The sequence below is a fragment of the Streptomyces sp. NPDC003300 genome (assembly GCF_040610915.1).
Lineage (GTDB): Bacteria > Actinomycetota > Actinomycetes > Streptomycetales > Streptomycetaceae > Actinacidiphila.
This window is the reverse complement of sequence record NZ_JBEXNE010000012.1, coordinates 164,684-178,598: the sequence shown is the minus strand read 5'-3', so window position 1 is coordinate 178,598 and position 13,915 is coordinate 164,684. Positions and strand designations below refer to the sequence as shown.

The window sequence follows — 13,915 nt, the reverse complement described above, 5'->3', positions numbered from 1 at the left end:
ATGATCCCCGGAGAGATCCTCAGCGCGGACGCGCCCGTGCCGCTCAACGCGGGCCGTCCGGTGACCCGCCTCACCGTTCTCAACGCGGCCGACCGGCCCGTCCAGGTCGGCTCGCACTACCACTTCGCCGAGGCCAACCCCGGTCTGGAGTTCGACCGCGCCGCCGCCCGCGGCCTGCGGCTGAACATCGCCGCGGGCACCGCCGTACGCTTCGAGCCCGGCATCCCCGCCGAGGTCGAACTCGTGCCGATCGCCGGACAGCGCGTCGTGGCCGGGCTGCGCGGCGAGACCGCGGGGGCGCTCGATGGCTGACCTCTCGAGGGCCGTATACGCCGACCTCTACGGCCCCACCACCGGGGACCGGGTCCGGCTGGCCGACACCGACCTGCTGATCGAGGTCGAACGCGACCTGGCGGGCGGGCCGGGACTCGCGGGCGACGAAGCCGTCTTCGGCGGCGGCAAGGTGATCCGCGAGTCGATGGGCCAGGCGCGCACCAGCCGCGCGGAGGGCGCGCCCGACACCGTCATCACCGGCGCCGTCGTCCTCGACCACTGGGGCGTGGTCAAGGCGGACATCGGCATCCGCGACGGCCGGATCACCGCGCTGGGCAAGGCGGGCAACCCCGAGACGATGGACGGCGTCCACCCCGACCTCGTCATCGGCCCCGAGACCGAGATCATCGCGGGCAACGGCAAGATCCTCACCGCGGGCACCATCGACGCGCACGTCCACTTCATCTCGCCGACGCTGCTGCCGCAGGCCCTGTCGGCGGGCGTCACCACCGTCATCGGCGGGGGCACGGGACCGGCCGAGGGCACCAAGGCGACCACCGTCACGCCCGGCGGCTGGCACCTGGCGCGGATGTTCGCGGGCCTGGAGGCGTACCCGGTCAACGTAGGGCTGCTCGGCAAGGGCAACACCGTCAACCAGCGGTCCATGCACGACCAACTGCGCGCCGGAGCCGTCGGGTTCAAGATCCACGAGGACTGGGGCGCCACCCCCGCCGCCATCGACGCCTGCCTGACGGTCTGTGAGCGGACCGGCGCCCAACTGGCCATCCACACCGACACGTTGAACGAGGCCGGATTCGTCGAGGACACCCTGGCCGCCATCGCGGGCCGGGGCATCCACGCCTACCACACCGAAGGCGCGGGCGGCGGGCACGCGCCCGACATCATCACCGTGGTCTCGCAGCCGCACGTGCTGCCGTCCTCGACCAACCCGACCCGGCCGCACACCGTCAACACCGTCGAGGAGCACCTCGACATGCTGATGGTCTGCCACCACCTCAACCCGTCGGTCCCCGAGGACCTCGCCTTCGCCGAGTCCCGGATCCGCCCGTCGACCATCGCCGCCGAGGACGTCCTGCACGACCTCGGCGCGATCAGCATCATCAGCTCCGATTCACAGGCCATGGGCCGGATCGGCGAAGTCGCCCTGCGCACCTGGCAGACCGCGCACGTGATGAAGCGACGGCGCGGCGCGCTCCCCGGCGACGGCGCGGCCGACAACCACCGCGCCCGGCGCTATGTCGCCAAATACACCATCAACCCCGCGGTCGCGCAGGGTCTCGACCACGAGATCGGCTCCGTCGAGGCCGGGAAGCTCGCGGACCTGGTGCTGTGGGAACCGGCGTTCTTCGGGGTCAAGCCGCAACTCGTCATCAAGGGCGGGCAGATCGCCTACGCCCAGATGGGCGACGCCAACGCGTCCATCCCCACCCCCCAACCCGTGCTTCCCCGGCCGATGTTCGGCGCGGTCGGCGCCGCGCCCGCCGCCAACTCCGTCAACTTCGTCAACGAGGCGGCGCTGGAGGACGGCCTGCCCGAACGCCTCGGCCTCGGCAAGGAGTTCGTGCCGATCCGCAGTACACGCGCCCTGACCAAGGCCGACATGCGGGAGAACGACGCGCTGCCGAGAGTCGAGGTCGAACCCGACACGTTCACCGTACGGATCGACGGCGAGGTCGTGGAGCCCGCGCCCGCGCCGGAACTCCCCATGTCCCAGCGGTACTTCCTCTTCTGAGACCATGACCCCGACGACACCGCCCCCTACGACCACGACACCGGCCGCGCGCGCCGCCCTGCTGCTGCTCGCCGACGGCCGCTTTCCGGCCGGCGGCCACGCGCACTCCGGCGGCGCGGAGGCCGCGGTCGCGGACGGCCGGGTGCGGGACGCGGCGACCCTGGCGGACTTCTGCCGGGGCCGTCTGCACACCACTGGACTGGTCGCCGCCGCACTGGCCGCGGCGGCGACCTTCGGCCTCGACCCGCTCGTCCTGGACGCGGCGGCCGACGCCCGCACCCCCTCGCCCGCCCTGCGCACCACCTCCCGCAAGCTCGGCCGCCAGCTCCTGCGCGCCGCCCGCGCCGCCTGGCCCGCACCCGCGCTCGACCAGCTCGCCGCCGCCCGCCCGCGCGGCGCCCACCAGCCCGTCGTCCTCGGCGTCACCGCCCGCGCCGCCGGCCTGCTCCCGCAGGACGCGGCACACGTCGCCGCCTACGAGTCCGTCAGCGGGCCCGCGACCGCCGCCGTACGGCTGCTGAGCCTCGACCCCTTCCACGCCGCGGCCGTACTCGCCCGGCTGGCACCGTGCGTCGACGAGGCGGCCGCCGCGGCGGCGCTCGCCGCCGAACGCGCCCTCGCCGAAGGCCCGGACGTGCTGCCCGCCGCGTCCGCGCCGCTGCTCGACCTTGCCGCACAGGACCACGCCGCCTGGCCCGTACGCCTCTTCGCCTCCTGACCCGCCTCCTGACCCGCCTCCCGATCCGCCTCCCGATCCGCAGCCTCATCCGCCGCCCGGTTCCGAACGCCGTCCGCACCAACGGAGTTGACCATGCATCTCGACCACCCCGAGACCTTCCCCGAGCGGTACGCGCACTCCTCGCCCGCCGTCCGCGCCGACGGAAGGCGGCGCGCGCTGCGGATCGGGCTCGGCGGCCCGGTCGGGTCCGGCAAGACCGCGACCGTCGCGGCGCTGTGCCGCAGACTGCGCGACGACCTGTCGATCGCCGTGGTCACCAATGACATCTACACGCGCGAGGACGCCGAATTCCTGCTGCGCAACGCGGTGCTGCCCGCCGAACGGATCGCCGCCGTGGAGACCGGCGCGTGCCCGCACACCGCGATCCGGGACGACATCTCCGCGAATCTCGAAGCCGTCGAGGACCTGGAGGACGCGGTCGGCCCGCTCGACCTCATCCTCGTCGAGTCCGGCGGCGACAATCTGACCGCCACCTTCTCCAAGGGACTGGTGGACGCGCAGATCTTCGTCATCGACGTGGCGGGCGGCGACGACATCCCCCGCAAGGGCGGCCCCGGCGTCACCACCGCCGACCTCCTCGTGATCAACAAGACCGACCTCGCCCCCTACGTCGGCGCCGACCTCACCCGCATGTCCCGCGACGCCGCCGCCCAGCGCGGCGGCCTGCCGGTCGTCCTCACCTCCGTCGCCGCCCCCGACGGCGTCGCCCCGGTCGCCGCCTGGGTGGGCGACCGCCTGGCCGCCTGGGCCGCCGTCCCCGCGACGACGGCGTGAACGACGTGGCGGTCCGCGACACCGCGCGCGGTGTCGTCGCCACGGCGCGGATCGTCGCCGCCCCCGACGGGCACGGCGGTACGGCGCTGCCCGTGCTGGCCGGTGACGGACCGCTGGCGCTGCGGCGCAGCCGGGTCGTCGGCGGCACCGACGGCGAAGGGGCCGGAGTGATGGTGGTCGGCGCGATGAGCGCGCCGCTCGGCGGCGACCGGCTGCGGATCGAGGCGGAGGTGGGGCAGGGCGCACGGCTCGCGGTGGGGTCCGCCGCGGCCACGGTGTCCCTGCCGGGGCGGGACGGCGGGCGGGCGACGTACGACGTGCGGCTGACCGTACGGGCCGGTGGCGCGCTGCGCTGGCTGCCCGAGCCGGTGATCGCCGCCCACCGCAGCGACCTGCGGATGACCACCCGCGTGGACCTCGCCCCCGGCGCGCGCCTCCTGCTGCGGGACGAACAGATCCTCGGCCGCCACGCGGAACCCCCCGGCCGCCTCAGCACCCGGCTGACCGCCCACCTCGACGGCCGCCCGCTCCTGGACCAGGAACTCCGCTTCGGCCCCGGCGCCCCCACCGGCTGGGACGGACCGGCCGTCCTCGGCCGCTACCGGGCAGTCGGCCAACTCCTGCTGATCGAACCCGGCTTCGCCGACCTCCCGGCCGTCGCCCGCACGCTGCCCGCCGACCCCGCCGAAGGCCGGGCGGCCGTCACCCCGCTCGCGGGCCCCGCCGCGTTGATCACCGCGGTGGCCGCGGACGGCCTGCGCCTGCGCCGTCTGCTGGACGCCGGTCTGGCGGCCGTCCGGGCCGCGAGCGCCCCGGCCGATTAGGGCGTGTCCGGGTAAACGGCCGTCACCCGTGCGGCGGCAGCCACCTCACGCCCAACTCGTCCGCAGAATCACACTTTGATGAAGAATCACCCGCCTGGCCTGTTCACAGGCGACTCACAGGGGAAAGGATTCGCTCCGCAGCATCTGTGACCACCGTGGCCACAAGCCACGGACCAGGAGGGGAGTTTCCGCCTTGAGACGCACGATCGTGCTCGTCTCCACCGGCGCCCTGATCGCGGGCGCCATCGCAGCCGCCCCGGCGGCCACCGCACAGTCGCACGACCAGCCGTCGAGATCGGCGCGGTCCGTCACCGTACCCGAGTCCGTCGGCGTGGTGATCGCCGCCGCGAACGCCGCCCGCAAGGGCATCGACTGGGCTGCCTGCCCGGCGAGTTGGAACATTCCGTCGCCGATCACCTGCGGCTATGTGACCGTGCCCGTCGACTACGGCAAGCCGTTCGGTGCGACCGTCAAGCTGGCCGTGGACCGGGCGGGCAACACCGGTACCCCGGCCGAACGGCAGGGCGCGCTGATCTACAACCCGGGCGGTCCCGGCGGTTCGGGACTGCGCTTCCCGGTCCGGGTCACCACCTCCTCCGCGCTGTGGGTCAAGACGGCGAAGGCGTACGACTTCGTGGGCTTCGACCCGCGCGGCGTCGGCCACTCCGCCCCGATCTCCTGCGAGGACCCGCAGGAGTACGTGAAAGCCCCCAAGGCCGACCCGGTGCCGGACAGCGAGGCCGACAAGCTCGCACAGCGCAAGCTCGCCGCCGAGTACGCCGACGGCTGCCTGGAGCGCACCGGCGCGCGGACGCTCTCCCAGATGACCACGCAGAACACCGCCCGCGACCTGGACGTCATCCGCGCCGCGCTGCACGAGAAGAAGCTCAACTACCTGGGCGTCTCCTACGGCACGTACCTCGGCGCGGTCTACGCGACGCTCTTCCCGACGCACGTGCGCCGGTTGATCGTGGACAGCGTCGTCAACCCGGCGCAGGACCAGATCTGGTACCGGAACAACCTGGACCAGGACGTGGCCTTCCAGGGCCGCTGGGACGACTGGGAGGCGTGGGTCGCGACGTACGACTCCGTCTACCACCTCGGCGACACGCCCGCGAAGGTCGAGCAGAAGTGGCTCGCGCTGCGCGCCGCCGCCAAGAGCCACCCGATCGGCGGCGTCGTCGGGCCGAACGAACTCCTCGGCTTCTTCCAAAACGCGCCCTACTACGACTCGACGTGGGCCACGGTCGCGGGCGTCTGGAGCCGCTACGAGGCGGGTGACACCCAGGCGCTGCTCGACGCGGCGGCGCCCGACCTGTCCGACACCGCGGGCAACATCTCGGCCGAGAACAGCAACGCCGTGTACACCGCGGTGGAGTGCACCGACGCCAAGTGGCCCACGAATTGGCGCACATGGGACCGGGACAACACCGCGCTGCACGCCAAGTACCCCTTCCTGACGTGGGAGAACGCCTGGCTGAACCTGCCGTGCGCCACCTGGGGCGTCAAGCAGCAGCGCCCGGTGGACGTCCGCTCGCACCACGGGCTGCCCGCCGTGCTGATCGTGCAGAGCACCAGGGACGCGGCGACCCCCTACACCGGGGCGCTCGAACTCCACCGCCGCCTGGCGGGCTCCCGCTTGATCACCGAGAAGGACGCGGGCTCGCACGGCGTCACCAACCTGGTGAACCCGTGCATCAACTCCCGTGTCGAGAGCTATCTGTTGACGGGCACGGTCGACGCCCACGACGTGGTGTGCGGACCCCACGCCGCACCCGTACCCGCCGCGTCTTAGCGCGAGGAACGGCGAGACCGCGTACGGGCGGTCCACCCACCTTCACGGTGCGGTGGGCCGCCCGCCGCGCGTCCGGCGTGACGGCCGCGCCGACACGGGGCGACGACGACCGCGGTACGGCTACGGCCGCTTCGCGGCGGTGTCGGTGAAGGCGGCGGCGAAGGCCGCACGGGTGGGGGAGGCCCCGCGCCGGTCCAGGACCGCGAAGACGGCCTGGTCGAAGGCGCCCACGAAGCGGCCGTCGCCGGTCAGCAGCCGGGCGAAGGCGGCGGCCACCCGCGCCGGGTCGTTCATGAAGACCCCGCAGCCCCAGGCGCCCAGCACCAGCCGCCGGTAGCCGTGTACGGCGGCCACCTCCAGGACCCGCTCGGCGCGCGCGTCGAGGGCCGCTCCGACGAGGGGCACGCGCTCGGGCGTCGTGCGCGCGATGACCCCGGCGTTCGGCGCGGGCGAGGTGAGGAAGCCGACGGTGTACGGCACGTCGAGCAGCGTGCCGCTGTCGTCGCGGAAGACCGGCACGGCGGGGGAGTGGATGACGCGGTCGCTGTAGAAGACATCGGTGTCCGCCCGGTGGTGGGCGTAGAACTCGGGCGCGCGCAGCAGACAGGTGTAGAGCGCGGAGGAACGACACAGCGCCTCCTCCTGCGCCTGCGCTCCCTTGACGTAACCGCCGCCGGGGTTGCGTGCGGAGGCGAAGTTGAGCACGGCCACCGCGCCGCCCGCGGCGTCTGCCGCGACCAGCCTGGCCGCCGCCTCCATGCTGCTCTCCGGCGTCACCTCGCAGCGCACGGGCCCGTCGCCCCACGCTCCCTCGCCGGGGACCGCGACCGGCGCGGGACCGTACATCCGGGTCCCGTCGGCCGCCGCCGCGACGGCCTCGCCGAGCGGGACGTACCGTCCGGCCGGGGAGTCGTACCCGCCCTCCGCCGCGATCCGCTGATTCTCCGTGGCGATGTTCCGCAGACGAGCACTCATGCCCAGGACGGTAGGGCGTGTACGGGCTCCGGCGCGAGTGAATTCGGGCGGTCGCGGCGGCCGTCGGGCCGATCCGTACGGGCTGATCCCGGACGTCGTACGGCTTCGTCCGGCCTTCCGGCCGGCTTCTTGCGGGCGGCAGTAGACGCGATATAGCGTGAGTCGCGTTCCGTTTCCCTGGGAGGTAGTGCCGTGTCCGAGCTGTCCCCGAAGGCGCGTTCCGGCGAGCCGAGGATGCGGGCGTCCGACGACGAGCGCGACCGTACGGCGGCGCTGCTGGCGGAGGCCTTCGCCGCGGGCCGGCTGACCGCCGAGGAGCACGCCGAGCGGATGGAGGCGGCCTACGCCGCCAGGACCCGCGGCGACTTGGCGCCGCTCACCGCCGACCTGCCCGCCCCCGCGCCCGGCGCCCCGCTCGCCTCGCCCGCCGACAACGAGGCGGTGCGGGCGCTGTTCAGCAAGGTCCGCCGCTCGGGCCAGTGGCCGGTGCCGCCGCACACCGTCGTACGGGCCAGCTTCGGCGCCGTCGTGATCGACCTGCGGCAGGCGGTGTTCACCCGCCGCGAGGTGGTCATCCAGGCCGACTCCTTCTTCGGCAAGGTCGAGGTCATCGTCCCCGACCACGCGCAGGTCTACGACGTCGGCACGGCGCTGTTCGGCAAGCGCTCCCAGCACGGCCGCCGCAGCGACAAGAGCGGCGTGGACGGACCGGTCGTACGGATCACCGGACGCTCCGTCTTCGGCCACGTCCGGGTGATGCGCCGCTTCAAGTGGCCCTGGCGGGACGGCCGCTGACGCCGCGGCGCCGACCGGGCGTCACGCCCCGCGCCCGGCCAGCCAGCGGTCCTCGGCCGCGTAGTCGAACCAGTCGCCGTGCTCCGACAGCCGCGCCGGCAGCGGGAACACCTCGCGCCAGTCCGCCTTGTCCAGCTCCGCCGCCAGCCAGGCCACCGTCCCCGGCAGCGACTCCTCGTACGAGGTGACCGCGCGGTAGCCCAGTTCCCGCTCGGCCGCCGACATGTCCAGCACCATCGGGTACGGCATGCCCCACGGAGTGTCGCCCACGGTCGGCTCCGGCGGCGGCCCGTCCACCAGCACGGTCTCGCTGGTCACGCCGAGCGCGCGGTCCACCGCGGCGGAGATCTCCGCGACCGTCGGCACCTGCGGATCACCGGCGTTGAGCGCGCGGGAGCCCGGCTTCGCCGCCGCCAGCCGGACCAGCTCGGCGATGTTCGACGCGTGCACCGGATGGAACCGGCTCCTGCCCCCGTACGCCAGCACCCGCACCGGACGGCCGTCCAGCGCGCGTTTGACGAAGTACATCTCACGCGGCAGCGGACTGTGCGGGCCGTGGATCGCCCCGGCGCGCAGCAGCGTCGACGGCAGCCGGTCGCCCGCCTCCAGCAGCGTCCGCTCCAACTCGACCTTGCGGGTGCCGTACGTCGCGGGGCCCGGCGCGACCGTCGCGCAGGTCTCCGGGAGCGGCACAGGAAAGCGCGGGGAGCCGTCCGGCTCGGCCTGCGTGTCGAAATTGCGGCCCGCCTCGTCCTCGTACACCGCCGCGCTGGAGATCACCACCGCGGAACCGATCCGGTCGGACAGCGACAGCAACTGCCGTGCGTCGGCGCCGTCGTAGGCCACACAGTCCAGCAGGACGTCGCAGCCGTCGCCGAGCGCCGCGGCCAGCGCGGCGCTGTCCGAGCGGTCGACCCGGACCGTACGCACGCCCGGCGGCCACCCCTCGTCCGAGCCGCCGCCGCGCGAGGCGGCCGTCACCTGCCAGCCGTCCGCGGCCAGGGCGCGTACGGCCTGCCGCCCGATCTGTCCAGAAGCGCCGATCACGAACGCGGTTCCCGTCATGGTGAGGACGCTATGCGGGCGGGCACCGCGCGGACCAGAGGGGTTCGCCCTGCGCGGATTCGCCCTCGGCGCAACCCCGACAGCGCGAGGCGGAGCCCCGGCAGCGCGAGGCGGAGCCCCGGCAGCGCGTGGCGGGGTCCCGGCGGGGCGCGGCGCAATCCCGGCGGGGCGGGAACAGGCCCCGGATCAGGACGACTTGCGGCGCAGCCGCCCCCCGGTGCCGCCCTGCGCGAGCGCCGCCTGCTCGGCCTTCACCTCGCCCGCGTACCGGTCCACGTACTCCTGCCCGGACATCGCCATGATCGCGTACATGATCTCGTCGGTCACCGACCGCACCACGTACCGCTCTTCCTCCATGCCGAAGAAGCGGCTGAAGTCCAGCGGCTCGCCGAAGCGGATGGTGACCCGGCCGATCCGCGGGAACTTCCGTCCCGGCGGTTGGAGTTCGAAGGTGCCGAGCACCGCGCAGGGGATCACGGGGGCCTGGGCGCGCAGCGCCATCAGCGCGACGCCGGTCCTGCCGCGGTACAGCCGGCCGTCGTGCGAGCGGGTGCCCTCCGGGTAGATGCCCAGCAGCTCGTCACGCTCCAGGACCTCGATCGCCGCGGTGACGGCCGCCTGCGACGCCTTGCCGCCCGACCGGTCGACCGGGATCTGTCCGACGCTGCGGAAGAACGCCGCCGTCAGCCGCCCCTTCAGACCGGGACCGGTGAAGTACTCGGCCTTGGCCAGGAAGGTGATGCGGCGCGGCAGGATCGCGGGCATCACGAAATGGTCGGTGAACGACAGGTGATTGCCCGCGATGATCGCCCGGCCGCTCTCGGGGATGTTCTCCATCCCCTCGATCCGGGGCCGGAACATCAGCCGCAACAGCGGCCCGAGGACCACGTACTTGAGCAGTCGGTAGAACACGGTGGCTGCCTCCCCTGACCCGTCCCGGTGCGCCCGGAGAGCGGTGCCCCGATCCTCGGTGCCCCGGCAGAGTAGTGCCCGCGCCCCCGCCGCGCGAGCCCGGAGCACGCCCGCGACCCGCGCCTTTGCCCGGCCCGGGGCGTACGCACGGTTCTCCGGTCAGTGCCCGGCCGGCTCCGACTCCTCGCCCTGCCCGGCGTGTTGGGCCGCGCGCGGCATCAGGAAGGCCACCAGGAAGGCAGCGGCGAGCCCGCCCGCCGCCATCAGCAAGGTGGCCACGGCCGCCGCGCCCATGCCGTGTCCGGTCCGGGCGAAGAAGGCCGTGCCCAGGACGGCGACGCCGATCGAACCGCCTAGCTGCTGCACCGCGTTGAGCACCCCGGAGGCGGATCCGGTCTCCTGGTCGGACACGCCCGCCAGCGCGATGTCGAAGAACGGCGCCATCACCACACCGAGTCCCGCGCCGCTGACCAGCAGGGACGGTACGAGCTGCCAGCTCGTCACGGAGTCGCCCGCCAGGCGCACGGTCAGCGCCACCGCGCCCACGGACAGCGCGGTGAGCAGCAGTCCGCCCTGTACGGCACGGCGGCCGTAGCGCGGGCCGAGCCGCATGCCGGACAGCGTCGCGCCGACGGCGGAGCCGAACGCCCAGGGGATCATCGTCGCGCCCGCGTGCAGGGCGCTGAAACCGAGCCCGTACTGGAGGTAGAGGGTGACCACCAGCATCAGGCCGGTCAGCGCCGCGAAGAAGACCAGGCCGACGGCGAGGGAGCCGGTGTAGCCGCGGTGCCGGAACAGCCCCGGCTCGATCAGCGGCGAGCCGCCGCGGGCCCGTACCGACTTCTGGTAGCGCGCGAAGAGGACGAGGACCGGTACGGACGCCGCCATGCAGAGGTGACTCCACAGCGGCCAGCCCAGGTCGCGGCCCTGCACCAGCGGATAGACCAGCAGCAGAACGGCGACGCTGAGGATGCCGACACCCGGCACGTCGAGCCGGGGCGGCCGTGGGGCGCGGCTCTCCGGCAGTACGCGCAGGGCGGCGGCGAAGGCGACGAGCGCGATCGGCACATTGATCAGGAAGATCGCCCGCCAGCCGGTGCCGAACAGATCGGCGTCGGTCAGGAAACCCCCGAGCACCGGACCGGCGACCGCCGCCAGACCCATCACCGGCCCGAACACGCCGAAGGCGGCGCCCATTTCGGCCGGCGGAAAGACCTCCCTGATCAGGCCGAGGCCCTGCGGCACCATCATCGCGGCGAACGCGCCCTGCGCCGCCCGCATGCCGATCAGCATGTCCGCGGAGCCCGAGCAGGCGCACAGCAGCGAGCAGACCGCGTAGCCCGCCACCCCGATCAGGAACATCCGGCGGCGGCCGACGATGTCACCGAGCCGCGCCCCGGTGATCATCAAGACGGCGAAGGCGAGGGTGTACGCGGCGGCGATCCACTGGATACGGGTGGAGCTGCCGCCGAAGTCCGCCTGGATCGAGGGCGAGGCCACGCCGACGATCGTGGCGTCCAGCAGGTCCATCACCTCCACGGCCAGGACCACGGCGAGGGCGAGCCAGCGCAGCCGCGCACCGCCGGCCGGGGCCGCGTCCGGCTCCGACGCGCGATCCGGGTCCTCGGTGAGGGTCGATGCGGTCACGGTGATTCCTCCGGGCGGTGGCGGGACGGCATGCTGGGAACGAACACTGTTCTACTTACGAACACTGTTCGCGTCAAGTACGATGTTCGCAGCCGCTGTCCCTGGAGGTTCCACCGCCGTGACCGAGATCCCCGCCCCGCCCTGGGGGCCGACCCGCAAGCGCGCGCCGCGCCGCGTCCTCAGCCAGGACGGGATCATCGCGGCGGCCCTGCGGATCATCGACACCGAGGGCATCGACGCGATGAGCATGCGCCGGGTCGCCCAGGAGCTGGGCACGGGAGCGGCCTCCCTCTACGCGCACGTCGCCGGGCGGGACGAGCTGATCGCCCTGGTCCTCGACCGGGTCAGGGCCGAGATCCACTGCCCGGTCCCCGACCCCGAGCGGTGGCAGGAGCAGGTGAAGGACGTGATGCGGCAGGCCCGCGCGGCGCTGGCCGCGCACGGCGACCTGGCCCGGCTCTCGATCGAGATCGGCGTCCCCACCGGCGAGAACGCGATGCGCACGGCCGAGGGCGTGCTCGCCATCCTCGCCGCGGGGCGACTGCCCGTGCAGGTCTGCGCCTACGGGATCGACGCGCTCGCGCTGTACGTCACCGCCGCCGCAGCCGAGGAGGCCGCCCTCGCCTTCCGCACCGGCGTCACGACGGCGGGCAAGGACGACTTCCTCGCCCAGGTCCGCGACTACTACAAGAGCCTGCCCAGCGGGCAGTTCCCCGTCATCACCGGCATGGTCGACGAGCTGATGCGGGACGTCGGCGACGAACGCTTCGAATTCGGCCTCGACCTGCTGGTCTCCGGCCTCGCACGGCACGCGGTCCCGGCGGCGGGGGAGTAGGCCACTCGCCCAGATCCGGCCGCCCGCCCGTTTCCGGCCGCCTGCCCAGATCCGGCCGCCCGCCCGTTTCCGGCCGCCCGCCCAGATCCGTATCAGGCCGGTCGGCCGCCCGCCCGGCCCGGGGCTCGCTCAGCCGGCCCGCTCGTTCGGCGCGCCCGCACACTCAGTGCGGCTCCCGGATCGCCGCCGCCCCCGCCGTGCACAGGCCCAGCACCACCCAGCCGAACCACAGCCAGCCGTTCGACCCCAGTGCCACGGTGTAGGCGACCACCGCGACCAGAAACGCCACCGTGGTCAACGCCATCGCTTTCACGGAACCCGGCATCGCACGCCTCCCTTCCGCAGGCGCGTGCGCGCACCCGCCGACGAGGCGGAAGCCGTATCGCGGCCCTTCCTTCATGGTGACCCCACGGGCACCCCGCGCGCCACCACGCCTCACGGCCCGCCGCGCGCCAGGCCGCTCACCACTCCCCGTCGGTCACCCGGCCCGGATCGTCGCCCAGGTGCTCGACCTGCTCCGGCTTCGGCGGCGCCCACGGCTGCTCGTCATCGCCCAGCCAGTCACCGACCGGCCTGACCCCGGTCAACGGCTCGGTGGCGGCCAGATCCTCGCCGTCCGCGTCGTAGTAGTCGAACCACGGCAGCCCCGCCGCGTTGTACGCCGCCCGGTCCACCGGGGACGCGGGCGCCGGTTCTCCGGTGATCTCCCGCCACTGCGGGGCCGTCGCCAGATGGACGAAGACCCGGCCGGACGGCTTCTTCCGCCAGTCCTGCGCGGGCCGCTCGTCGCGGTACACCTCCTGGCGCATCCGGCCGCCCGCGCCGAGCCCCATCGCGGGCGCCGACCTGGCCGCCATCGGTGCGGGCGGCGGCACGTGACCCGCGCCAGGGGCCATCGACGGGAGCGCGGGTCCGCCGTACCCCCCGCCCGCCTGCGCCGACACACCCCACGGCCCGTTCGTCGTCACCGTCCTGCGGCTCTGCTCGGCGCGCCAGCGCGCCAGCGGCTCCTCGCGCAGCTCGAACACCTGGAGCTGCACCCCGCCCCAGACCTCCTCGCCGGAGACCTGCCCCTCCACGGTCGCACCGAGCCCCAGGGGCACGGCCACGAACTGCCGGATCGTGCCGGGGCCCGAGGTGATGCCGTCCAGCCACGGCTGCCGGGGCAGCACCACGTAATTCTGCGGGTCGCGCGACAGCCGGTCGCTCCACGGCCGGCCCGACACCGCGCACACCTTCCCGACACCGACCTGGAGGGCGGCGGGCGCGGCCGAGGAGAAGCTGAGCCACATCGCCTCGCGCTGATACACCGGCAGCAGCACCCCGCCGTGCGCGCGCCACCGCTCCGGAGTCCGCCCGGCGAAGTCGCCCACGCGGCGCAGCGGGAAGGAGCCCAGGCCGGGCGGCAGCGGGTGCGTGCCCTTCTCGGGCAGCCGCAGCGTCCGCATGAAGCGGACCGTCACCCCGCCGGGCAGCTCCAGCGCCGCCCCCGAGATCCGTACCTGTTCGCCCATCCCGGGCCCCCCTC

The 13,915-nt window shown here is 73.9% G+C and carries 14 protein-coding genes; 8 read left to right on the top strand and 6 right to left on the bottom strand.

Annotated features, from left to right (window positions below):
* The 6 genes from ABZX65_RS19775 to ABZX65_RS19750 all read left to right on the top strand — a co-directional run bounded on the left by ABZX65_RS19775 (position 1) and on the right by ABZX65_RS19750 (position 6,158).
* Positions 1-312, top strand: coding sequence for an urease subunit beta (locus tag ABZX65_RS19775; protein WP_355341174.1), 312 nt, complete (start codon positions 1-3; stop codon positions 310-312).
* Positions 305-2,026, top strand: coding sequence for an urease subunit alpha (locus ABZX65_RS19770; protein ID WP_355341171.1), 1,722 nt, complete (start codon positions 305-307; stop codon positions 2,024-2,026). The genes ABZX65_RS19775 and ABZX65_RS19770 overlap by 8 nt, the downstream gene beginning before the upstream one ends.
* Before the next feature lie 4 nt (positions 2,027-2,030).
* Entirely contained in the window at positions 2,031-2,744 is a 714-nt protein-coding gene (locus tag ABZX65_RS19765) for an urease accessory UreF family protein (protein ID WP_355341168.1), read from the top strand.
* 93 nt (positions 2,745-2,837) lie between these two features.
* Entirely contained in the window at positions 2,838-3,539 is a 702-nt protein-coding gene (gene ureG, locus ABZX65_RS19760) for an urease accessory protein UreG (protein WP_355341165.1), read from the top strand.
* Positions 3,536-4,363: an urease accessory protein UreD gene (locus ABZX65_RS19755; RefSeq protein ID WP_355341162.1), complete on the top strand. Its 828-nt coding sequence runs from the start codon at positions 3,536-3,538 to the stop codon at positions 4,361-4,363. The genes ureG and ABZX65_RS19755 overlap by 4 nt, the downstream gene beginning before the upstream one ends.
* Before the next feature lie 193 nt (positions 4,364-4,556).
* Positions 4,557-6,158 (top strand): alpha/beta hydrolase, encoded by a 1,602-nt coding sequence (locus ABZX65_RS19750; RefSeq protein ID WP_355341159.1) that lies wholly within the window; start codon positions 4,557-4,559, stop codon positions 6,156-6,158.
* A gap of 120 nt (positions 6,159-6,278) precedes the next feature.
* Here the strand turns inward: ABZX65_RS19750 and ABZX65_RS19745 are convergent, their stop codons facing one another.
* Complete coding sequence (locus ABZX65_RS19745; protein ID WP_355341156.1) at positions 6,279-7,133, bottom strand: TIGR02452 family protein; 855 nt, start codon at positions 7,131-7,133, stop codon at positions 6,279-6,281.
* Between the two features lie 192 nt (positions 7,134-7,325).
* Between ABZX65_RS19745 and ABZX65_RS19740 the strand changes: the two genes are divergently transcribed.
* Positions 7,326-7,928, top strand: coding sequence for a DUF1707 domain-containing protein (locus ABZX65_RS19740; protein ID WP_355341153.1), 603 nt, complete (start codon positions 7,326-7,328; stop codon positions 7,926-7,928).
* Positions 7,929-7,949: 21 nt separating this feature from the next.
* Here the strand turns inward: ABZX65_RS19740 and ABZX65_RS19735 are convergent, their stop codons facing one another.
* The 3 genes from ABZX65_RS19735 to ABZX65_RS19725 form a co-directional block, all read right to left on the bottom strand.
* A complete protein-coding gene (locus ABZX65_RS19735) occupies positions 7,950-8,993 on the bottom strand; it encodes an NAD-dependent epimerase/dehydratase family protein (RefSeq protein ID WP_355341150.1) in 1,044 nt (347 codons plus the stop codon).
* A gap of 186 nt (positions 8,994-9,179) precedes the next feature.
* Complete coding sequence (locus ABZX65_RS19730; protein ID WP_355341148.1) at positions 9,180-9,905, bottom strand: lysophospholipid acyltransferase family protein; 726 nt, start codon at positions 9,903-9,905, stop codon at positions 9,180-9,182.
* 159 nt (positions 9,906-10,064) lie between these two features.
* Positions 10,065-11,552, bottom strand: coding sequence for an MFS transporter (locus ABZX65_RS19725; RefSeq protein WP_355341145.1), 1,488 nt, complete (start codon positions 11,550-11,552; stop codon positions 10,065-10,067).
* A gap of 118 nt (positions 11,553-11,670) precedes the next feature.
* On the opposite strand from ABZX65_RS19725, the gene ABZX65_RS19720 reads away from it, so the two are divergent.
* Complete coding sequence (locus ABZX65_RS19720; RefSeq protein ID WP_355341142.1) at positions 11,671-12,387, top strand: TetR/AcrR family transcriptional regulator; 717 nt, start codon at positions 11,671-11,673, stop codon at positions 12,385-12,387.
* Between the two features lie 163 nt (positions 12,388-12,550).
* Here the strand turns inward: ABZX65_RS19720 and ABZX65_RS19715 are convergent, their stop codons facing one another.
* On the bottom strand, positions 12,551-12,712 hold the full coding sequence (locus ABZX65_RS19715; protein ID WP_355341139.1) for a hypothetical protein: 162 nt from the start codon (positions 12,710-12,712) through the stop codon (positions 12,551-12,553).
* Positions 12,713-12,848: 136 nt separating this feature from the next.
* Positions 12,849-13,901 carry a hypothetical protein gene (locus ABZX65_RS19710; protein WP_355341136.1) on the bottom strand — a complete coding sequence of 351 codons (1,053 nt, stop codon included), beginning with the start codon at positions 13,899-13,901 and terminating at the stop codon, positions 12,849-12,851.
* Between the last annotated feature and the right edge of the window lie 14 nt (positions 13,902-13,915).